Annotated in this window: 19 protein-coding genes and 2 tRNA genes; 11 read left to right on the top strand and 10 right to left on the bottom strand. The window is 63.6% G+C overall.

What is annotated here, in order from left to right:
* The first annotated feature begins 52 nt into the window (after positions 1–52).
* On the top strand, positions 53–466 hold the full coding sequence (locus BLT92_RS20090) for a phage holin family protein (protein ID WP_092108534.1): 414 nt from the start codon (positions 53–55) through the stop codon (positions 464–466).
* A 109-nt stretch (positions 467–575) separates the two neighbouring features.
* On the top strand, positions 576–806 hold the full coding sequence (locus BLT92_RS20095; RefSeq protein WP_092108536.1) for a hypothetical protein: 231 nt from the start codon (positions 576–578) through the stop codon (positions 804–806).
* A gap of 100 nt (positions 807–906) precedes the next feature.
* On the opposite strand, the gene BLT92_RS20100 is transcribed toward BLT92_RS20095, so the two are convergent.
* Both BLT92_RS20100 and BLT92_RS20105 read right to left on the bottom strand, forming a co-directional pair.
* Positions 907–1,788 (bottom strand): alpha/beta fold hydrolase, encoded by an 882-nt coding sequence (locus BLT92_RS20100; protein ID WP_092108538.1) that lies wholly within the window; start codon positions 1,786–1,788, stop codon positions 907–909.
* The gene (locus BLT92_RS20105; RefSeq protein ID WP_092108540.1) at positions 1,785–2,684 is read right to left on the bottom strand and encodes a universal stress protein; all 900 of its coding nucleotides are present in this window, start codon (positions 2,682–2,684) and stop codon (positions 1,785–1,787) included. The genes BLT92_RS20100 and BLT92_RS20105 overlap by 4 nt, the downstream gene beginning before the upstream one ends.
* A gap of 860 nt (positions 2,685–3,544) precedes the next feature.
* Here BLT92_RS20105 and BLT92_RS20115 point away from each other — a divergent pair.
* Together BLT92_RS20115 and BLT92_RS20120 are read left to right on the top strand one after the other, a co-directional pair.
* The gene (locus BLT92_RS20115) at positions 3,545–3,736 is read left to right on the top strand and encodes a hypothetical protein (RefSeq protein WP_092108544.1); all 192 of its coding nucleotides are present in this window, start codon (positions 3,545–3,547) and stop codon (positions 3,734–3,736) included.
* Positions 3,737–3,887: 151 nt separating this feature from the next.
* Positions 3,888–3,960: transfer RNA gene (locus BLT92_RS20120), tRNA-Ala, on the top strand.
* A gap of 111 nt (positions 3,961–4,071) precedes the next feature.
* Here BLT92_RS20120 and BLT92_RS20125 read toward each other — a convergent pair.
* Genes BLT92_RS20125 through yczR form a run of 5 tightly spaced genes read right to left on the bottom strand, consistent with a single transcriptional unit; the run spans position 4,072 to position 9,369 of the window.
* On the bottom strand, positions 4,072–4,587 hold the full coding sequence (locus tag BLT92_RS20125) for a methylated-DNA--[protein]-cysteine S-methyltransferase (protein WP_092108546.1): 516 nt from the start codon (positions 4,585–4,587) through the stop codon (positions 4,072–4,074).
* Complete coding sequence (locus tag BLT92_RS20130; protein WP_092108548.1) at positions 4,505–6,091, bottom strand: DNA-3-methyladenine glycosylase 2 family protein; 1,587 nt, start codon at positions 6,089–6,091, stop codon at positions 4,505–4,507. The genes BLT92_RS20125 and BLT92_RS20130 overlap by 83 nt, the downstream gene beginning before the upstream one ends.
* 32 nt (positions 6,092–6,123) lie before the next feature.
* Positions 6,124–7,092 (bottom strand): arsenic resistance protein, encoded by a 969-nt coding sequence (locus tag BLT92_RS20135; RefSeq protein WP_092108550.1) that lies wholly within the window; start codon positions 7,090–7,092, stop codon positions 6,124–6,126.
* 10 nt (positions 7,093–7,102) lie between these two features.
* The gene (locus BLT92_RS20140; RefSeq protein ID WP_092108552.1) at positions 7,103–7,894 is read right to left on the bottom strand and encodes a YggS family pyridoxal phosphate-dependent enzyme; all 792 of its coding nucleotides are present in this window, start codon (positions 7,892–7,894) and stop codon (positions 7,103–7,105) included.
* A 23-nt stretch (positions 7,895–7,917) separates the two neighbouring features.
* A complete protein-coding gene (gene yczR, locus BLT92_RS20145) occupies positions 7,918–9,369 on the bottom strand; it encodes a MocR-like transcription factor YczR (RefSeq protein ID WP_231938938.1) in 1,452 nt (483 codons plus the stop codon).
* 136 nt (positions 9,370–9,505) lie between these two features.
* On the opposite strand from yczR, the gene yczE reads away from it, so the two are divergent.
* Positions 9,506–10,171: a membrane protein YczE gene (gene yczE / locus BLT92_RS20150; RefSeq protein ID WP_092108554.1), complete on the top strand. Its 666-nt coding sequence runs from the start codon at positions 9,506–9,508 to the stop codon at positions 10,169–10,171.
* Between the two features lie 36 nt (positions 10,172–10,207).
* Here yczE and BLT92_RS20155 read toward each other — a convergent pair whose 3' ends face one another.
* Positions 10,208–11,581: a pyridoxal phosphate-dependent decarboxylase family protein gene (locus tag BLT92_RS20155; protein ID WP_092109685.1), complete on the bottom strand. Its 1,374-nt coding sequence runs from the start codon at positions 11,579–11,581 to the stop codon at positions 10,208–10,210.
* A 192-nt stretch (positions 11,582–11,773) separates the two neighbouring features.
* Between BLT92_RS20155 and BLT92_RS20160 the strand changes: the two genes are divergently transcribed.
* The 5 genes from BLT92_RS20160 to helR all read left to right on the top strand — a co-directional run bounded on the left by BLT92_RS20160 (position 11,774) and on the right by helR (position 18,175).
* Complete coding sequence (locus tag BLT92_RS20160; protein ID WP_092108555.1) at positions 11,774–12,664, top strand: TetR family transcriptional regulator C-terminal domain-containing protein; 891 nt, start codon at positions 11,774–11,776, stop codon at positions 12,662–12,664.
* Positions 12,661–13,572: a beta-keto acid cleavage family enzyme gene (locus tag BLT92_RS20165; protein ID WP_092108557.1), complete on the top strand. Its 912-nt coding sequence runs from the start codon at positions 12,661–12,663 to the stop codon at positions 13,570–13,572. Before BLT92_RS20160 ends, BLT92_RS20165 begins: the two co-directional genes overlap by 4 nt.
* On the top strand, positions 13,569–15,074 hold the full coding sequence (locus tag BLT92_RS20170; RefSeq protein ID WP_092108559.1) for a 3-hydroxyacyl-CoA dehydrogenase NAD-binding domain-containing protein: 1,506 nt from the start codon (positions 13,569–13,571) through the stop codon (positions 15,072–15,074). The genes BLT92_RS20165 and BLT92_RS20170 overlap by 4 nt, the downstream gene beginning before the upstream one ends.
* Positions 15,075–15,150: 76 nt before the next feature.
* Positions 15,151–15,702: a YdeI/OmpD-associated family protein gene (locus BLT92_RS20175; RefSeq protein WP_092109688.1), complete on the top strand. Its 552-nt coding sequence runs from the start codon at positions 15,151–15,153 to the stop codon at positions 15,700–15,702.
* A 316-nt stretch (positions 15,703–16,018) separates the two neighbouring features.
* The gene (gene helR / locus BLT92_RS20180) at positions 16,019–18,175 is read left to right on the top strand and encodes an RNA polymerase recycling motor ATPase HelR (protein WP_231938939.1); all 2,157 of its coding nucleotides are present in this window, start codon (positions 16,019–16,021) and stop codon (positions 18,173–18,175) included.
* Here the strand turns inward: helR and BLT92_RS20185 are convergent.
* On the bottom strand, positions 18,167–18,514 hold the full coding sequence (locus BLT92_RS20185) for a DoxX family protein (protein WP_157691507.1): 348 nt from the start codon (positions 18,512–18,514) through the stop codon (positions 18,167–18,169). The two genes, helR and BLT92_RS20185, sit on opposite strands and share 9 nt — an antisense overlap.
* A gap of 38 nt (positions 18,515–18,552) precedes the next feature.
* Positions 18,553–18,625 (bottom strand) — tRNA-Ala (locus tag BLT92_RS20190).
* 138 nt (positions 18,626–18,763) lie between these two features.
* Here BLT92_RS20190 and BLT92_RS20195 point away from each other — a divergent pair.
* The gene (locus tag BLT92_RS20195; protein ID WP_092108563.1) at positions 18,764–19,972 is read left to right on the top strand and encodes an NAD(P)/FAD-dependent oxidoreductase; all 1,209 of its coding nucleotides are present in this window, start codon (positions 18,764–18,766) and stop codon (positions 19,970–19,972) included.
* Positions 19,973–19,976 lie beyond the last annotated feature (4 nt).

Below are 19,976 nucleotides of genomic sequence, written 5' to 3' on the forward strand. Positions count from 1 at the left end.
ATTCCCATCCGTGACTCAGAAAGAATGCAGACGAGAATGGGACGATGTGTGCATGAACTTCCTCTTTCGAGTAGTCGTGAACGCATGTGCGATCTGGGTTGCGGCCTGGATACTGCCTGGCGTCGCCATCGCAGGAAACAGCGTTGTCGAAGAGCAGACCGGACCGATCCCTGCCATGATCATCTCCTACTTGGTGATCGGGCTGATCTTCGGATTGGCGAACGCGTTCATCAAACCGATCCTCAGCTTCGTGTCCGCACCGATCACGTGTCTGACACTGGGGCTGTTCTCAATCGTCATCAATGCGATCATCTTGACTCTGACCAGCTGGCTGTCCGGCTTCACCCCGTTCGAGTTCACCATCGACAGATTCTTCTTCTCGGCCATCTTCGCCGCCGTCATCGTCTCCATCGTCTCCGCGCTGCTGGGATGGCTGGTACCGGAGAAGAGCGCCGAACGCGATTGACCGGCGCCCGTCTCGACTCGGGCATCGACCGGACCCGGATTCTTCTCTACTGAGTGTAGACTTGAGCGCAGTGTGTCAGTCTGCACCCCAATGACCGTCGGAGGAGAACATGTCCAACATCGCCACCACGAAGAGAACTCGGAACTCAGCATCGTTTGCTGACGTCATCGTCTTCATCGTCTCGTTTGCCCTCTTCGTGTTCGGTCTCTACCTGTTCGGTGCCGGATTCTACGGCGCCGCGGGTACCGAGTTCTGGCTGTTCTGGGCCGGTCTGCTCGCCTCCTGCTTCGCGTTCCTCATTCCCATCGTCTATCACTGGGCCCTCGACCGTAAGGCCTGACACCCCCTCGTCACCGACAGAAGGGCCGATGCGTTGATTCGCATCGGCCCTTCTGCATTCTTCGGCGGCCGTCGTTGACGACGCGCCCGCCTCGTTTGATTCAGTCCCGGTCCTGACAGAAGACCATGATCGCCGAGGCGGCTTCATCGGGCCGCTCATAGTGCACCAGGTGCCCCACACCGGGCAGTTCGATGAACTGCGCATCAGCCAGCCCCGCCGCGAACGCGCGAGTCGCGGCCATCGGTGCGATGGCATCCTTGTCTCCGGCGATGACGAGCGTCGGCATTCTCAACTGCCCGGCCACCTCGGTGACGGTGTGTGCCACCGAGACGTCGAAGGCCGCTGCCAGCGAGGTCCGGTCGCTGAAGGTGGAGAAGTGCCGGGCATGCTGGTCATGGATATAGCGGCGCAGTCCGCGGTCTCTGCTCGTGGCCATAACCTCGCTCATCAGTCGCACGATCACCGGGTTGGCCAGAAGCTGATGGCCGATCGTTTCCGGCAGACGCGCGCCGAGGCTGTAGTAGAAGCGAGTCAGCGCGGTCAGGACCTTGGCTGAGCCCTCGAGTGCCGGCGTGGTGATCGGGTTGATGAGGATGAGCTCAGCAGCCGTGGACGGTCGGCGGGCGGCCATATGCGCGACCAGAATCGATCCGAACGAATGGCCGAGGACGATCGGCGCAACCTGCCAGCGGCGAGTCACCTCTGCGACGAGACCGGCGAGATGATCGCAGTAGCTATCGAGACTCAGACCTGACGGCAGCGGTGGTGTGAGACCGAATCCGGGCAGGTCACCGACGATGACATCGCGGTCTCGGATTGCTCCAGCGATGAGGTCCATCCCGTGGTGGTCGCCGCGGAAGCCGTGGACCATGAGCACAGGGCGGGCGACAGTCGGTGCGTTCGCGCCGGACGAGTGCAGCCACGCCGCGGTCGGATGGCCGTCGACAGTGCAATCGATGCGCTGGGGAGCTGAGCCCCTCACTGAGTCGAGACGGTGCTCAGCGCCCGACGGGGCACAACGACGACGGGGACCGGCAGCACGCGCAACAGTCGCCTGGCCCGGGCACCGATGAAGACCCGACCACCTCGGCCCAGTCGACTGGAACCGATGAATGCGATCTCCCCCGGCTGGAAGTCGACGTTGGCGGCGGCCTCTTCGATGTCCGCACCGGCCTGTGATTTGACGACGGCTCGGCCCGATTCGAACATCTCGGCTGCCCGGCCGGCCAGCACCGCTCCCCCGTACTCCTCTGCGAATTCCCGGATCTCGACGGTGTCGTCCTCGCCGAGACCATCGTTTTCGATCAGGGACAGCAGACGCAGGTCGACATCGAGGACGGCTGCTGATTGGATCGCCGCACCGATGAGTGCCGCAGCCCCGGGGCGGGCACCGAAGAGGGTTGTGATCCTCGAAACCGGGCCGATGTCCGAGTTGCCTGACGGTGCCAGGACGACAGGGACCTCGGAGGAATGAAGCAGTGCCGTCGCGACCGTTCCGATCCGCAGCGAACGCATCAGCGTCGTGGCTCGAGCACCGATGACGATGCCCAGCGCGCCTTCGTTCTCCGCAACCTCTATCAGACCCTTGGACTCATTCGACGAGGTGTGGATGACGCCGTGGGCGTGGACATCGTCAGGCACAAGGGCCAATGCTTCGTCGAGCCAATCCTCGAGCTGCTGTGAGACGATTCCGCTGCCGTCCTGCGGAATGGAATTGCCGGCGGTGAAGGTCGATGCCTCCGGACGCACAATCGTCACGACGAGTTCGATCCCGGCGGAGCGCGCAAGTGAGATGGCCAGAGCGATGGCGTCGCGTCCACGGTCGGTAGCGATGTATCCGACGACCAGTCGTCGAGTGGTGGCAGCTGCCTGTGACATTATCTTCTCCCAGAGAGTCGCGAGTCTGAGAAGATTCTACGTCGGCACGTCGGCATTCTTCGACCTCGCCGCAGGGCCGCGCTGGAAATGTGATCGACGCAGTTCCTCGGAGCGATGGCTGGCCTGAAAAGGCATGGCAGTCATTAGTGACAATAAAGTTCAGAAAGAATGAACAGAAGTCACACAGAGTTCTTCACCTGTGATAAATTCAATAGTGCAATTACGGATTCGCACAAACCTCACAATTGCAGCAAACCATCTTGAGCGCTGACGCCGCTCAAACGAGATCCACGACCAAGAAGGGAGCGCAGAACTATGCTGAAACCTATCGCATTTCCGAACCTCCAGCACCGCTGGACCGGGAACACTGCCTGCTTGATTGGCGGACAAGGGCTCGCCGGCTGACTCCAGCCGTATCTTTCGTCTTTCTCCACCGGTCAATTGAACACCGGTATGCCACCCCCGCAATATCGCCCAGGCGATGCCGCCCTGACGCCACCGTTGGCGCTCGCACGCAGCGTCGAGGCATGAGCTGTACTCGCGCGGGACACGGTCGTTCATCAGGTGCGTTCGTTCACGAACATCACCGACCCTTTGGGCATTGAAACCACTCATCCGATTGATCCTGCTCTCCAGCAGCTGCCGTCGCTTCGACTGATCCTCATCGAGTCTCAATCGATTCTGCGGACGACGATCAGTGAATTCATTTCCCAGAAGTCGCTTTCATTCGACTCATTGAGTTCTTTCGCAGCTCACTGATTTCGAACATTTCGTCTAACCGCCATTTGGGCATTTCCCCTGCCCGAAACCATTAAGGAATCGTTTTGTCGACGGCATTTCCATTCACATATCCACGGCGTATGGCACTGAGCGCCGGGCTCAAGCTGATCCAGTGGGCCCGCCGTCCAGCTGTCCCCTCCAAGCACCGCAAGCAGGTCGCACAGGATCGTCGCGATGCACAGTTTCGCAGGCTCGCTCGGGATCAGTGGGTCACTGAGCAGCGCGAACGCGAAGTTGCGAGGTACCTCTACCATGTGCGGCCGATGATCTGATGACACACATGGCAGGGTCCGGGGTCTGCCCGGTCCCTGCCATTGCCGCCTATCCGGCTCCAACAGTGAAACACCTAACCGGGTGTGGTCAGCGTCACTGTCCGCCGATTTGTCGTCTTGCGCCCACCTGAGTAATATTGATCCAGCAAGCGGGGGTATGGCGCAGTTGGTAGCGCGTCTCCATGGCATGGAGAAGGTCAGGGGTTCGAATCCCCTTACCTCCACCGCACGAAGGACTCGGTCTCAGCACGATGAGATCGGGTCCTTCTTCGTTTCTGGACTCAGAGAAGTGCCGCTGCCCCGATCTGTCTCGCTGAGTCGGCATCCTGCCTGTGTCAGTGGCCGGCCTCGAGATCGAGAAGTCTCCGTTTCTTCTCTTCGCCCCAGGCATAGCCTGTCAACGCACCGTTGGCTCCGATCACACGGTGACAGGGGACGATGATGCTGATCGGGTTACGGCCATTGGCCGCACCCACTGCACGTGCCGCTGTCGGTCTGTCGATCCACGCGGCGAGCTCTCCGTATCCTGCGGTTGTGCCGTAGGGAATCGTCGTCAGCGCCTGCCAGACGTCGCGTTGGAATTCTGTGCCCGTCGGAGCCAGCGGGAGGTCGAAGGCGGTGCGGGTGCCTGCGAGGTACTCGGCGAGCTGATCCCCCGCCGCCGCGAACAGTCCGAGTTCGTCGTCGCCGATCGGTTTGGCCCCGCTCGTCTTCCCCAGTCTCTGCAGGATCCGGTCGAAGTCATCCAGGTACAGCCCGGTGAGATGGTCACCATCCGAGGTGAGCAGGATTCGTCCCAGCGTCGAGTCGATGATCGTATATCGCACCGTGTCCACGGTGGGCTGTGTCATTGTCATCGTCATTGCTTTCTCCGCTTCTGATTCGTTGTGCTGTAGGGGTCTGTGGCTCTGGCCGTGAGTGATGGGCCCACAGCAGGTGTGTGACATAGGATCTCCAGGGTCGGCATCGGTCCAGTCGCTGGGCCCAGTCGGTCTTATCGGTGACCGAACTGTGGAGTTCGCTCATGGCCTTCTTGACGCCGAGGTCCGAGCCGAGAAGGACATCGGGGTCGCCGAGTGCACGCATCCGAATGTAGCCGAGACTCCACGGTCCGATTCCGGGTACGGCGAGCAGGCGCTCGTCGACCTCGGTGCGATCGCAGCCAGGACCGAGGTCGATCGACCCCTCTGCCAGCTGGGTGCTCAACGTCCGGAGCGTGTCGATCCTGCGCCCCGGCAGCGACCAATGCTCATCAGGGATCTCTGCGATTGCCGCTGCCGTGGGGAACACTCGGTCGACGGAGCCGACCCTCAGGTCTTCAGGAAGGTCCTGTCCGAAGGCGGTCACCAGGCGATTCAGATGGGTCTGTGCGGCTGCGACTGAGATCTGCTGCCCCAGGACGGTGCGAATGGCGAGCTCGACCGGGTCGCCGGTGCCCGGGGAGCGGATTCCCGGGCAGGTGTCGCTGAGTTCGGAGAGTCCCGCGTCCGTCAGGGTCGCACGCACTGCGCCGGGATCGGCGTCGAGGTCGAGGATTCGTCTGGCCCTGGCCACCGCGCTTCCGAGGTCGCGGGTGTCTGCCAACCGGAGGTGACATTCGATGAAGTCTCCGGATCCCGGCGTCAGCGTCAGCACTGCCGGTCCATGTGCCAAGCGCAGCGAACGGCTGTAGCGGTCTTCGCTGACGTCCTCGACACCCTCGATCGCACGCACGCCCAGGTACCTGAACAGGTGAGCATGATCGAGAGGTGGGCGGTACGCGAGGCGGACGACGATGCTCTCTCCGCCGTGCGGTTCTCCGGCACCGCTGCGCAGATCTCTCGGGCTCGACGAATAGACGGCGCGGAAGGTGTCGTTGAACTGGCGGATGCTTGAGAATCCGGCGGCGAAGGCGATCTCGCTCATGGACAGCCTCGTCGATTCGACGAGGGTGCGAGCCGTCCTCACGCGTTCGGTGCGGGCGATGGCGAGTGGGCCGACCCCGAGTTCCGATTGCAGCACCCGTCCCAGCTGGCGTGGGCTGTATCCCAGCGCCGAGGCGAGGCCAGAGATCCCAGACCGATCGACGAGGCCGTCTTGGATGAGTCTCATGGCACGGCCCGTGACGTCGGCCCGAATGTCCCATTCCGGCGAATTCGGGCTGGCATCGGGTCGGCACCGTTTGCAGGCCCGGAAGCCTGCCTCCGCTGCTGCCGCCGCAGTCTGGTAGAAGTCGACGTTCTTGCGCAGAGGAGTCCTCGCCGGGCAGGACGGGCGACAGAAGATGCCGGTCGAGGACACCGCAGTGAAGAACATTCCGTCGAAGCGTCTGTCGCGCCCGGCCACTGCCTGGTAGCACTGATCTGTGGTGAGCATATGACCATTCTGCTTTCGAATCCGAGACAATACTAGCGGTTTTCGGACACAGCAGTTTCCGGGAGGATGCGCGGCACCACGCGGACGAGGATGAGCATGAAGACAAGCTCGACCATTGTCTGCGCGACGATTGCCGCCGACCCGATGCCGTCGGCGGTGATGGCGCGCACGATCGGAAGCATGACGAGGGAGTTGCGTGTCACGCCGGTGAAGATGAGCGCTCGCCCCATTCCCACGGTCACCGGAAGCAGCCGAGCGAGGATCCAGCCGAGGATGGTCGTGATGATCGCAAACACGACGAAGGTCGCGATGGCCCCGCCCAACTCCGGCAGGTGCGGGGCGACCAGCGGCACCTGCGCGGCGGCGATCACGGCCAAGGTGAGCATCATCAGCGGGACCATAGACGTCGACACGATCCTGGCGGAGTGATCCGCGACTGCAGATCGGCGCGCCAGGAGGCGGAGGGCGAGGGACGCGCCCAGCGGCAGGATGATGAAGATGACCAGTGCGGTGACGAAGGGCCCAGGGGTGATCGCAGCGGCCGCGGACTCGCCCAGAATGATCCACAGATAAACCGGCAGCGCGATGATCTGGACGAGCATGAGCACCGGAGTCAGTGCGAGCAGACTTGCATCGGCTCCGCCGGCCAGTCTGGTGAAAACCAGGACGTAGTCGATGCAGGGGGTGAGCAGGACGATGAGGACGGGTACGACGACGGTCTCATCCAGGGGCATCATGATGTGGAGGCCGGCGACGACGAGCGGAACGATGAGAAAGTTCGCCAGCGCAACGGCGCCGAGGAACTTCATGTCTGTGAATGAATCTCGGACTGCATCGAAGGGGATTTCTAGGAATGTCACGAACAGAAGTGCGATAAGGCAGGGGGTGATCGCAGCGGTGGCCAGGGTTGCTGCTGCCGGCAGGGCCAGCCCGAGGAGGGCCCCTGTGAGTATGGCGGTGAGGTAGCAGAGAACCTGATGTTTGGTCAGTGATGCGAGCACGTCGGAGGATTCAGCCCTTTTCGGGCCAGTAGTAGCTGTCGGGCAGTGCCCGCTTGCCGAAGATGGCCTGGCCCACGCGGACGCAGTTCGCTCCCTCTTCGATCGCCACTTCGTAGTCCCCGGACATACCCATCGACAGTTTTCCCGCGCCGATCAGATCGGGGTCGGTTTCCCGGATCTGATCCCGCAGTGTGCGCAGACGCTGGAAGCAGGTGCGAACTCGGTCGATGTCGGAGGAGAATACCGCCAGGGTCATCACACCCTGCACATTCAGGGCGGGAAACTGCGGCAGCTCCCGCAGGAAGCCGAGCAGCTCTTCCGGCGGCATCCCGAATTTCGACTCCTCGGCGGAGGTGTTGACCTGGACATAGACGTCGAGGCGCCGGCCTGCCGCGTGCAGCCGTCGGTCAAGAGCAGCAGCGACCTTGAGCCTGTCGAGGGCCTGGAATTCCGAAGCGAACGTCGCAACATCACGAGCCTTGTTCGACTGCAGGTGCCCGATCACCGACCAATCGATGGTCAGGTCGGCCATCTCACCTGACTTCCGGTGGGCCTCCTGAACCTTGTTCTCGCCGAGCTTGTGGCAGCCGGCGGCAACGGCTTCGCGGATCCTCTCCTGCGGGACTGTCTTGCTCACCGGCAGCAGTTCGATCTCGTGGGGGTCGCGGCCGGCACGATGGGCAGCTGACTCGATGCGCCGATTCACCTCGGCGATGTTGATCCTGAAATCCTCCGCCGTTATCGCCGTCGAATACTGTCCGTCGTGATTGAGTCCCTCGTTCGCATCCATATCCTCGTCCATATCCTCATGGTAGCCAGCCTGTCTCAGGCGACGGTCCGCGCCCGTCCTGCCGGAACCCGGTCGGTGTACGTCAGAGCGTCCTCCCACGCAGCGGCCAGGCGAGGGCCGACCTCGTCCAGCTGCGTCTCGGAGACTGTGTAGGGCAGACGGATCCACCGGTCCAGTCCCCCGGCCGGGGCGAAATTGGGTCCGGCGACCAGCCCGAGTCCGTGTTCGCGCGCGGCGATGGCAAGGGCACCCGAGCGGTCCTCGGGCAGTCGACACCACAGCGCCATTCCGCCGCTGGGCACGATGACCTGCCACGTTGGAAGATAGGCGCGCACCTGAGCAGCGAGACTGTCCCTGGCCGCGCGCAGCTTCTCACGGTATTCGCCGACGATGGTCTCGTGGTCGCGCATGAGTTCGACGGCCACGAGCTGTTCGAGCACAGGAGCGCCGAGGTCGAGGCTGAGACGCGTGGACGCCATCGAATCGATGCGGTGGGCAGGGATGCGCATCCACCCGACGCGCAGGCCGCCCCAGAAGATCTTGCTGGTGCTGCCGGCCGTGATCGAATCGGGCACGAAGGCCGCCATCGGCGTCGGTGTGGGATCACCGTCGAGGCCGAGTTCGACCAGGGACTCGTCGAAGATGGGCACCATGGCATTGCGCCTGAGCATGGCTCCGAGTTCGGGTCGCTGCTCCTCGGGCAGGAGTGCTCCGGTGGGGTTGTGGAAGTCGGGGATGAGATAGGCCGATCGCACACGCGTCTGGCGTGCGATGTGATCCATGGCGTCGATGTCCCAGTGATGTCCCTGGGCTCCCAGCTCGAGAGGGTAGGGAATCAGGGAGGCACCGGCACCTTCCAAGGTCGCGATCGCATTCGGATAGGTCGGGCTTTCGATGAGCACCCGGCCTCGGCCCTCGTTGAGTGCGCGCACGGCGATGGACACGGCTCCGAAGGCTCCCGACGTGATGAGGATCTGATCGGGATCGGTGCGGACGCCGCGGGCCGTGTATCTCTCAGCGATCAGCTCCTTGAGCACGGGCAGCCCCGAGGGGTAGTAGCCGGTCCCGGGCAGATAGGCGTGGACCTGTGTGACCGCACGTTCATAGGCTCCCAACAGCCAGGGCGGCGCCACCGAGGCGGTGCAGGTGAGATCGATCTCCGCCTCGTTCGCACCCGCCGGGGTCAGGAGATGATCGATGCGCCCGCCGGGCACGTCCGGCAGCCGGACCACGCTTCCGGAACCGCGCCGGGTGAGGACGAATCCCTGTTCGCGCAGCTTCGCGAAGGCACGGGTGGTCGTCGTCCGAGACAGACCGGTCGCGGCGGCGACCTCCCGTTCACTGGGCAGCCTGGCTCCGACCGGGATGCGGCCATCGCCGATGGCGCGGGAGATCCCAGCCGTCAGCGAATCGTAGGCCGGCCCGGGCCACGGACCGGTGCCGATGATGCCTGCCAACCGGGTTCCGCTCATCACTGGTGTGCTCATGGCAGCCTCGCTGTGTCGACGACTCATCCACCGTGTCGATGGTGATATGACCACTTTCTTCCAATTGGATCTTTTTTACAAGGCCAGTTCGGGACATGATGGTGGTATCAGCCAGATCGAACCGGAAAGACCTACGATGTCATCGACACCAGTGCCGAAGCGCGAACTCGCGAATATCGGTCCCATCCAGCAGCTCAAGAGCGGCCGACTCCCCCGCCGACTGCCGCAGCTACTCTTCGGCCTCTACCTCTACGGTGCGTCGATGGCCCTGATCGTGACGTCTGGGCTGGGCATGATGCCTTGGGACGTCCTCCACTCAGGCATCATCAAGCACCTGCCGCTGACATTCGGGACCATCGTCACGATCACTTCGTTCCTCGTCCTGCTCATCTGGATCCCGCTCAAGCAGCAGCCCGGGCTCGGGACGGTGCTCAATGCGCTCCTCATCGGGCCGTCCCTCGACCTCACCCGACTGTTCCTGCCCCAGCCCGAGGAGCTGGGCTGGAACATCGGGCTCCTCCTCGGCGGCATCATCCTCAACGGAGTCGCCTCGGCGATGTACATCGGATCGCAGTTCGGCCCCGGCCCCCGCGACGGCCTCATGACGGGGCTGTCGCGGGTCACCGGCAGATCGATCCGACTGGTGCGCACCCTCATCGAAGTCAGCGTCGTCATCGTGGGCTGGCTGCTCGGCGGCGTCTTCGGCATCGGCACCGCGCTCTATGCCGTGGGCATCGGACCGATCACGCAGTTCCTCCTGCCCACCTTTACCGTCGAGCTCAAGCCCCGACGCCGGACTTGAGGCCGACGCCGGGCCTGGAGGACGCAGTTGAGCCTGTCACTCCATGGTGTCGAGAATATCGACGAGGTCATCGAAGGTCGTGAGCGGGTTGACGATGGCGAACCGTGCGTTGGGACGTCCCTGGTGCGAGCTGGGCACGACGAATGCCCGCTGGTCCTCGAGCAATCGGTCCGACCACTGCTGATAGTCTTCACGATCCCACCCGTCGCGTTCGAAGACGACGACCGAGAGCTCGGGTTCACGGACGAGTCTGAGATTCGGGCGCTTCTTGACCTCGGACCCGATCTGCATCGCCAGTTCGATCGAGTGGCCGATGGCCTCGCGGTAGGTCTCGGCTCCGTAGCTGGCCAGTGAGTACCACAGGGGCAGTCCACGCGGACGACGGGTGAGCTGGATGGCGTAGTCCGAGGGGCTCCACTCCTGTGACTCGGTGAGCGTGTCGAGGTATTCGGCGCGTTGGGTGTGCGCTCGCCGTCCCAGAGTGGGATCGCGGTAGATGAGCGCACATGCATCAAAGGGTGCGAACAACCACTTGTGCGGATCAACGATGACCGAGTCTGCCGACTCGACCCCCGCGAACTTGTGCCGTGCCAGGGGTGAGAGCATTGCGGCCAGCCCATAGGCACCATCGATGTGGAGCCAGAAGTCGAACTCGTCCTTGAGCGCTGCGATGCCGGCGATGTCGTCGATGGTGCCGAAGTTCGTCGTTCCCGAGGTCGCGACCACGGCGATGACCGCATCGCCGTGCTCGTCGAGGGCGGCCCGGACGCCCTCGGGCCGCAGGATCCCGTCGTCGCCGGTGGCCACGGGCGCCACATCGACGTCCATCACGGCGGCCGCCGAGGCGACCGAAGAGTGCGCTTCGGCACTGCACACGATGACCCAGCGCCCCGGCTTCTCGTCGCCGAGCTGGGCCTTGCGCGTATCACGTGCCGCGACGAGGGCCGAGAGGTTGCCGATCGTGCCGCCTTGGACGAAGACGCCGCCGGAGTCTTCTGGGAGCCCGAACTCACCGGCCAGCCAGGTCAGGACCTCGTTCTCCGCGTGGACGACGCCTGCCCCTTCGAGCCAGGATCCTCCGTAGAGCGCGCTGGCGGAGACGACCAGGTCGAATGCCACGGCGGCCTTCGTCGGGGCACTCGGAATGAAGGACAGGTACTTCGGGTGATCGGTGGTGATGCAGGCGGGAGCGAAGATGTGCTCGAAGATCGCCAGGGCACGCGACGAGCCGACACCGTCCTCGGTGATGGTCGGACCGGCGAGACGTTTGAGTTCCGTCTCGGTCGTCGGATGGTCGAGCGGCGTGTCGACGGCCAAGGTCCGTCGCCGTGAGTAGTCGAGAACGAGATTGACGAGGTTTCGAGTCTCGTCGGAGACGACGTGCATACGGGAATGGAGATTGTCGCTCATGAGCTCCTCCGGGGTGGGGACGGTGTGATCAGACTGTCGGTTCATCACTTCGAGACTATCCGTTCCTTCTCTGCTCGTCGCGGACGTGCGGGGCCGAATCTGGCACCACTTCGCACACACCTCGGATCGCAAGTTCTGACTCCCCACCCATTCGGTTTGCGAATTGCGCATACAGGCGATAGATTTGCGGCCATGACGGATCGCAATGGAACCGGCGCCGCCAAGCTCGGCATCGCGACGCAGCGGGCCAAAGAGGCACTGCGGACCAGTGAACTGTCTCAGCGGCAGGTGGCCGCGAGCATCGGGATCGATGAGACCAAACTGTCGAAGTCCCTGTCGGGTCGTCGCAGATTCGGCACCGAGGAGCTGCTCGGTCTGGCCACCGCAACCGGAGTGACTGTCAGATGGCTGCTCGGCGACGAATCACAGGTGTCGGCGACCCCTCTTCGCTTCCAAGCGGGATCCGACCCGAACCGTGTGCCGACGCCGGATTCCTCACCGCGCAGGTTCATCGTGGAGACTGCATGGGACCTGTTCGCCCGCCATGGGTACGAAACGGTGCGGATCGCCGACATCGCTGAGGCTGCCGGAGTCTCGAACGCGAGCATTCACTACTATTTCGACGGAAAGTCCGACCTCTTCGACGCGACACTCGACTATTCGGTTAAACTCGCGTTCGATCGCCAGATCGCCTGGCTCGGCGAGATCTCCAACCCGCACCGCCGGCTCGAACGTCTGCTCGAACTGCAGTCGCCCATCGGCCGCACTGCCCGCAGCGAATGGTCCATCTGGCTCCAAACCTGGGCCAGGCTCGGCCTTGAAGACCCCTATGGCTCCGATTACCCGGCGCACTACGAACGCTGGTCGCAGACAGTGCGCGCCACCATCGAAGCCGGCCAGGCCGATGGACAGTTCCGCCCGGGCGACAGCGAGGCAATGGCCGATGAACTGACGTCTCTGCTCGACGGGCTCGGGGTCAAGGTGCTCACCGGAATCATGGATGCCGCGACCTTCCGGCGCCGTCTCTCCAGCTATCTCAAACGTACAATAGTCAACCCCAACTCTGATGAGGAGTCATCATGAATCGCAAGGTCATACTCACCTGCGCCGTCACCGGCGCCGGCGACACGGCGAACAAGAGCGAACACGTTCCGGTCACTCCGCGAGAGATCGCCGACGATGCGATCGCCGCTGCTCGTGCCGGTGCCTCGGTCGTGCACATCCACGTACGTGACCTCGACACCAAGCAGGGCTCACGCGAGGTCGCCCACTACCGGGAGGTCGTGCGCCTGATCCGCGCCTCCGACGTCGACCCCGTCATCAACCTCACCGCCGGCATGGGCGGAGACCTCGTCGTCGATCCGCAGGATCCGACCACACACATGCCGGGCACGGACCTCGTCAATGCCCTCGAACGACTCCCCCACGTCGAGGAGCTGCTGCCCGAGATCTGCACCCTCGACTGCGGTTCCCTGAACTTCGGCGACGGGTCGGACATCTACGTGTCCACGCCCGACATGTTGCGTGAGGGCTCGAAGAAGATTCAGACTCTGGGCGTTCGACCCGAGCTCGAGATCTTCGACACCGGCAACCTGTGGTTCGCCAATGTGCTCGTCGAGGAAGGACTCATCGATCCCCCGCCGCTCTACCAGCTGTGCATGGGCGTCCCCTATGGTGCTCCGGTCGATGCCGGGCTCCTGACTGCGATGGTGAACATGCTGCCCACCGGCGCGCAGTTCACCTCCTTCGCCATCGGTCGCAATCAGCTGCCCTGGGTGGCCCAATCCGTGCTTGCCGGAGGTCATGCCAGAGTCGGGCTCGAGGACAACCTGTACCTGGCCAAGGGAATCAAGGCGACCAATGCTTCGCTGACTGAGCGTGCGGTCGACATCATCGGGGGCCTCGGCGCCGAGGTGGCAACACCGGACGAGGCCCGCCAGATCCTTGATCTGCGGATGCAGACACCGATCGTGACGGGCAACGACCTGTGAGCGCCGCTGCCTCTGTTCCGTCCTACCCCGACGTCGACTCGATCACCACAGTCACCTGCATCGGAGCCGGCACGATCGGCGGAGGGTGGGCCGCCTATTTCCTCGCGCAGGGCTTCACCGTCCGGGTTTGGGACCCGGCGCCCGATGCGGCGGACAAGCTGAACCGCCTCATCGAGGCAGCCTGGCCCGCCCTGGCCGAACTCGACAAGGTCGAAGGTGCGAACAAGGACGCATGGACGGTTCACACCGACCTCGCCGAGGCGGTGGCCGGTACCGGCTTCGTCCAAGAGTCGGCACCGGAGAGCCTCGAACTCAAACGCAGTCTCCTGGCGAGCATCGATGCTGTGTGTGACGAGCACGTGGTCATCGGTTCCTCCACCTCGGGTTACAGCATGACCGAGATGGCCCTGGACGCCACTCACCCTGAGCGCCTCGTCGTCGGCCACCCGTTCAACCCGCCTTATCTCATTCCCCTCGTCGAAGTCGTCGGCGGGGAATCCACCGCCGCCGCGGCCGTCGATTGGGCCGCAGACTTCTACACCCGCATCGGCAAGTCCGTGATCAGAATGGATCACGAGGTCCCCGGTTTCATCGCCAACCGCCTCCAAGAGGCGCAATGGCGAGAAGCTCTGCACATGATCGACCACGGTGAGGCGACGGTGGAGCAGATCGACCGTTCCATCACCGACGGTCCCGGTCTGCGGTGGCCGTTCCAGGGTCCGATGCTCACTTTCCACCTGGCGGGTGGTGAAGGCGGGATGGCACATATGCTCGACCACTTCGGTCCCTCTCTGAAATCCCCCTGGACTCGGTTGGACGCCCCGGAGCTCACCCAGGAGCTGCGAGACGACGTCGTGGCAGGCTGTGATGTCGCTGCAGGCGACGAGTCGATTCCCGACCTCGTCGCCCACCGGGATGCGGGCATCATCGCATTGCGCAGACTCACTGCCGATCTCGACGGTGCACACGGAGCGACACTGCAGCCCACCTCGGCGGAGGGCACCGGGGCAGAGCCCTCGGCAACGGCCCCGGATCTGAGGACAGATTCCGAACGGCTGGCACCGATCAAGCTCGAGCCCTACCGGACCGAGGTCTCCTCAGACTGGATTGACTACAACGGCCACATGTCGGAGGCCTTCTACGTCCTGGTCTTCGGTTTCGCCACAAACCAGGTGATGGATCAGATCGGACTCGACAAGGCCCATCGCGAGGCGAACTGCACCTCGCTCTACACGGTCGAATCCCATATCCGTTACCTCGACGAGGTCTCTCTGGGTGCACAGTTGGAGGTCGGTGCGAAACTCGTGACCGCCGGCCCCAAGAAACTGCATCTGGCCTATGAGATGCGAGTCGGAGGGCAGCTCGTCGCCACAGAAGAGATCATCGGGCTGCATGTGAACCAGGAGCAGGGCTCGACTATCCCGTTCTCCGACGAGGTGATGGAACGCATCGGGCGGATTCAGCGCGAGTCTCCCGAGTGGGTCGGTCGAGCGCTGGGATGAGTCCGGCACAGGCTGCGTCGGGGATCCGTCAGAATTCGAGAAGCCACCCGACCGGTCGGAGGCTATTCTGGTGACCATGAGCACAAGCAAGAGCACCCCAACGGTCATCGAATTCTCCACGCAGCTGGAGGTCATCAACGACAGGCCGATCCTGCGCCTGCCCGCCGATGCCAGTGCGAAGCTGCCCTCCCGCGGTCAGGTCGCCGCCCAGGGGACGGTGAGCGGCGTTGACTTCACGACGGTGATCGAACCCGACGGCATGCGCGGGCACTGGATCAATGTCAGCCAGGACCTCTCCGCCGCTCTGGCTGCGGACGAGGCCGACACCGTCGACGTGTCGGTGACTCCGACGAAGGAATGGCCGGAGACCTCAATTCCCGATGATTTCGGTGCTGCGCTCGAGGACGCACCCGAGCTCACCGAGGTCTGGGCGGGCCTGACGCCGATGGCGCGGTGGGAGTGGGTGCGGTGGATCCAGGCGACGAAGAACGCAGAGACTCGGGCCCGCCGTGTGGAGGTTGCGATCTCGAAGCTGGAGTCGGGGAAGCGTCGACCCTGCTGCTTCGATCTGGCCTCCTGCACCGATCCTGAGCTTGCGAAGAGCGGGAAGCTCCTCGGCATCTCCTGACACCGGGTTGTGGTTGATCGCCGGCGCCACCTGCCAGGCTCCGTACTCACGCAGAATCCTCATGGCGGTGCCGTGAGCCAGGAGTTGGTGATGGACCGTCGGCAGGGCCTCGAAGACCATCGTGCGTTTGCTTCGAGGCCGAAGTGGCCGCTGAGAAGCGCAGACCACGCACAGTATGCAATGCCCGTGGGACGACAAACGATGCCCCTGCCATTATCAGAATATGCCACGGATGGGGCCTTGCCGCAAGGGCCTGGTCAGGGTGAACAATGGTGCTTTCACTGTTCCGATCGCCTGTTCCGACCATGGAGTCCCCTTGCCTGCCACCACTTTTGATCTGCCCTCCCGGCTCTGCGCCAAGACCGACCCAAGTCTCATCGCCGACGATGACCGCCATTTCACCACCATCGCCGCACGGCTGGACCGCGAACTCGCCGCAATCGAATCTCGGCTCGACCAGTTGCGGCGCTCGCCGGGAGTATCCGGCGAAGCCGCGCTCGAGCGAGATAATGCCATCCACAGGCTGACCTACGAACGGACGCTGCTGCGTCGTTTCGGCCTCGATATGTGCCTGGGCCGAATGATCTTCGCCTACTCGGGTGAGATCGTCTACATCGGCCGGATGGGACTGCGCGACGAGGGTGGAGACACCCTGCTCATCGATTGGCGGGCTCCTCTGGCCGAGCCGTTCTTCGCCGCCACACTCGCCTCTCCCATGGGCTTGTCCTCACGTCGCCGCTACCGCTGGTCGAACGGTCGGATCACGGACTACTGGGACGAGGGATTCACCTCGGCGACGGTCAACGACACCACGTCCTTGGACGACCAGGCCGCGTTCATCGCCTCTCTGGGCACGAGCCGCTCGGGCAAGATGCATGATGTCCTCTCCACTATCCAAGCCGACCAGGACTCGATCATCCGTGCTCCGGCCACCGCGCCGCTGGTCGTCGACGGCGGGCCGGGAACCGGCAAGACCGTGGTCGCTCTGCACCGGGCCGCCTACCTTCTGTATTCCGAGCCCCGCATCGCCAGCGGTGGCGGGCTGCTCTTCGTCGGCCCCAATCCGGCATTTCTGTCCTATGTCGATGACGTGCTGCCCCGCCTCGGCGAGGATGGTGTCCGACTGTGCACGCTCGACGATCTGATTCCGGAGACCGCCACCGAAATCGAGGACGGGGACAGCGCTCGCCTCAAGGGAGTCCTGGACCCCGAGGCAGTGATCGCGCGTGCAGTGAGCATCTACGAGGAACCGCCGACAGCGTCCATCGCCATCGACACCATGCGGGACGAAATCATGGTCGGGCCAGGAGAATGGTCGGCCGCATTCGCCTCGGTCGACTCCGACGTCGAGCACAACACGGCGCGCGACCAGGTCTGGGACGAACTGCTGGGAATCCTCACGGAGATCGTCATCGATACCGTCGAGGACGCGGAACCGGACGAGGTCCGCAGCTTCCTCAGTCAGGATCCCGAGCTGCGAGGCAACCTCACTGCCGCCTGGCCCATCCTTGACCCCTTGGACATCGTGGGAGACCTGTTCAGCGTCCCCGCCTACCTGTCTCTGGCCGCACCGAACCTGAACGAAGCGGAGGTGGCGTGTCTCCAACGCGCCGAGGCCCGGGCGTGGACGCAATCCGATGTCCCGCTCCTCGACGCGGCCAGACGCCGCATCGGCGACCCGACCGATCTGAAGACGAGACGGCGTGCCGAGTCGGAGGCTGCAGCGGAACAGGATCGCATGGCCGATGTCGTCGAGGATCTCATCGCCACTGATGACAGCGAACTGATGCCCATGACGATGCTCAGGGGTGATGATCTGACCGGCGCACTGGACGATCCCACCGGACGGGAGGCAGTCGCACCTGACCAGCTGGCCGGACCGTTCGGCCACATCATCGTCGACGAGGCGCAGGAACTCACCGACTCTCAGTGGCATATGCTCTTCGCCCGGTGCCCGTCGCGCAGCGTCACCATCGTCGGCGACCGGGCGCAGGCTCGGCATGGGTTCGCCCAGTCCTGGGACGAACGGCTGCACGACTTCCACCTCGACATCACCCAGGTTCACCTGAGCATCAACTACCGCACCCCCGCCGAGGTGATGGCCGAGGCGGAGCCGGTGATCCGCAGCGTGCTCCCCCACGCCAATGTTCCGCAATCCGTGCGTCAGACGGGGGCGCCGGTCGGGCGGTGTTCCGTGGACGAGGTGCCAGCGTTGGTCACTGCATGGCTGGCCGACCACGCGGAGGGGATCGTGTGCGTGATCACCGTGTCACCGGCGTCGTTGAGTCTCACAGCGACTGAGCGGGTCAGCGTGATGGCGCCGGCGGCCGTCAAAGGACTCGAGTTCGACCTGGTGATTCTCGTGGATCCGGAGAGCTTCGGCACCGGTATTCAGGCCGGGGTGGACCGCTATGTGTCGATGACCCGCGCCACCGCGGAGTTGGTCATCGCAACTGGCGAGTCGTCAGCGTGAGGCTTCGGACCGATCGTTGGCGACGGACCACGACATCCACACCAGTGGAACCTGCAGCGGCAGACGTGCCAGGGCGATGGCGCGTGCCCGGGGCCTGTGCCAGTGCTTCTGCACCGTGCAGATGTTGGCAGGATAAACCGCGACCATGAGTGCCGTGGCGGCAAACCCGCCGAGTCGGCGTGTGGGCGGCAGCGCCAGCAGAGTCGCGCATCCGAGTTCGACAGCACCACTGGCGTAGGTGAGGAACCGTGGGTCGCCCAGTCGGGGCGGAACGATCGAGTCGAAGGGCTCTGGTCGGAGGAAGTGAGCGATGCCGGCGGCACCCAAAAGACCAGTCATGGTCAATGTCTGCCACTTCATCTCGAAATCACCATAAGTGGAGCTTAGGGGAATCGAACCCCTGACCTTTTCATTGCGAACGAAACGCTCTACCAACTGAGCTAAAGCCCCTTCGCTCATCACTTTACGCCGAAGGGACCGTGCTGCACAAAACGGTGTCCCACCAGTGCGAGCTCTTCAACGTGATCGGTTGACTCTCCAGGAGAGGCGGTACAAAGTGGAAGAAATCTCCTCGTGAAAGGACAGATAATGGCCCAGGAATTCGGAACTGTCATCATCGGCACCGGAATCGGCGGCGGAACCGCAGTCGAGGCGCTGCGAGACGGCGGCTACACTGCATCGATCGCTCTCATCGGCGCCGATCCGGCAGCGCCCTATTACCGCCCTGATCTGTCCAAGAAGGTCATGCTCGAAGGCTCGGATCCCGAAGACTCGGCACTGCGCGGTGAGGACTGGTATCCGGCCCACGATGTGACCACCTTCTTCGGCACCGGCGTGACCGAACTGGATCCGAAGGGTCAGAGCATCACTCTCGACGACGGAGAGACCATTTCGTACGGACAGGTCATCCTGGCCACCGGTTCCACTCCGCGAACCTTGGACGTTCCGGGGGCCGATCTGGGCAATATTCACACCCTTCGTGATGCCGGTGATGCTGTTGCCATCCGTTCGCAGTTCGGCCAAGGCAACAAGGTCGTCATCATCGGCGGCGGCTGGATCGGACTCGAAGTCGCGGCGGCGGCCCGGAACGCTGGCTGTGCTGTCACGGTCGTCCTGCGGTCGTCTCCTCCGCTGAAGTCTGTTCTCGGAACGGAGATCGGTCAGCACTTCGAAGACCTGCACCGGGCCAACGGGGTTGAGTTCGTCACCGATGCGGATACGACCGGGTTCTCCGGAACGAAGGCCGTGGAATCCGTGACGACCAGTGCCGGAGACCTGCCTGCCGATCTCGTCGTCGTGGGAATCGGTGCAGACCCCACCATCGACCTTGCCGTTTCCGCCGGTCTGGACACCGATGACGGCGTCATCGTCGATGCACACATGCGCTCGAGCGACCCCAATATCCTCGCCATCGGCGATATCGCCGCAGCGCAGAACACCCTGCTCAACCAGCGATTGCGCGTCGAGCACTGGGACAACGCCGTGCGCCAAGCCGAGGTCGCGGCAACAACCATCACCGGTGGGGACAAGGAATACGACTGGCAACCCTATTTCTACACCGACCAGTACGATCTCGGCATGGAATACGTCGGCCACGGCACCAGTGACGACGACGTCGTCATTCGCGGTGAGAAGGCCAGCGGCGAATTCATCGTCTTCTGGACTCGCGGCGGAACCGTCACTGCGGCGATGAACGTCAACATCTGGGACGTCGGAGACGAACTGCGCGCGCTCATCGGCAAGAGCGTGTCCGCCGCACGCCTGCAGGATGAGTCCATCGAACTCACGGAACTCTGAGCTC

Origin of the sequence: Brevibacterium picturae (assembly GCF_900105045.1) — a bacterium.
GTDB lineage: Bacteria > Actinomycetota > Actinomycetes > Actinomycetales > Brevibacteriaceae > Brevibacterium > Brevibacterium picturae.

Coding starts and splice junctions, on each gene's coding strand:
- BLT92_RS20090 (WP_092108534.1), top strand. CDS start 53: ATGAACTTCCTCTTTCGAGTAGTCGTGAACGCATGTGCGATCTGGGTT.
- BLT92_RS20095 (WP_092108536.1), top strand. CDS start 576: ATGTCCAACATCGCCACCACGAAGAGAACTCGGAACTCAGCATCGTTT.
- BLT92_RS20105 (WP_092108540.1), bottom strand. CDS start 2,684: ATGTCACAGGCAGCTGCCACCACTCGACGACTGGTCGTCGGATACATC.
- BLT92_RS20115 (WP_092108544.1), top strand. CDS start 3,545: ATGGCACTGAGCGCCGGGCTCAAGCTGATCCAGTGGGCCCGCCGTCCA.
- BLT92_RS20125 (WP_092108546.1), bottom strand. CDS start 4,587: ATGACACAGCCCACCGTGGACACGGTGCGATATACGATCATCGACTCG.
- BLT92_RS20130 (WP_092108548.1), bottom strand. CDS start 6,091: ATGCTCACCACAGATCAGTGCTACCAGGCAGTGGCCGGGCGCGACAGA.
- BLT92_RS20140 (WP_092108552.1), bottom strand. CDS start 7,894: ATGGACGAGGATATGGATGCGAACGAGGGACTCAATCACGACGGACAG.
- yczR (WP_231938938.1), bottom strand. CDS start 9,369: ATGAGCACACCAGTGATGAGCGGAACCCGGTTGGCAGGCATCATCGGC.
- yczE (WP_092108554.1), top strand. CDS start 9,506: ATGTCATCGACACCAGTGCCGAAGCGCGAACTCGCGAATATCGGTCCC.
- BLT92_RS20155 (WP_092109685.1), bottom strand. CDS start 11,581: ATGAGCGACAATCTCCATTCCCGTATGCACGTCGTCTCCGACGAGACT.
- BLT92_RS20160 (WP_092108555.1), top strand. CDS start 11,774: ATGACGGATCGCAATGGAACCGGCGCCGCCAAGCTCGGCATCGCGACG.
- BLT92_RS20165 (WP_092108557.1), top strand. CDS start 12,661: ATGAATCGCAAGGTCATACTCACCTGCGCCGTCACCGGCGCCGGCGAC.
- BLT92_RS20175 (WP_092109688.1), top strand. CDS start 15,151: ATGAGCACAAGCAAGAGCACCCCAACGGTCATCGAATTCTCCACGCAG.
- BLT92_RS20185 (WP_157691507.1), bottom strand. CDS start 18,514: ATGACTGGTCTTTTGGGTGCCGCCGGCATCGCTCACTTCCTCCGACCA.
- BLT92_RS20195 (WP_092108563.1), top strand. CDS start 18,764: ATGGCCCAGGAATTCGGAACTGTCATCATCGGCACCGGAATCGGCGGC.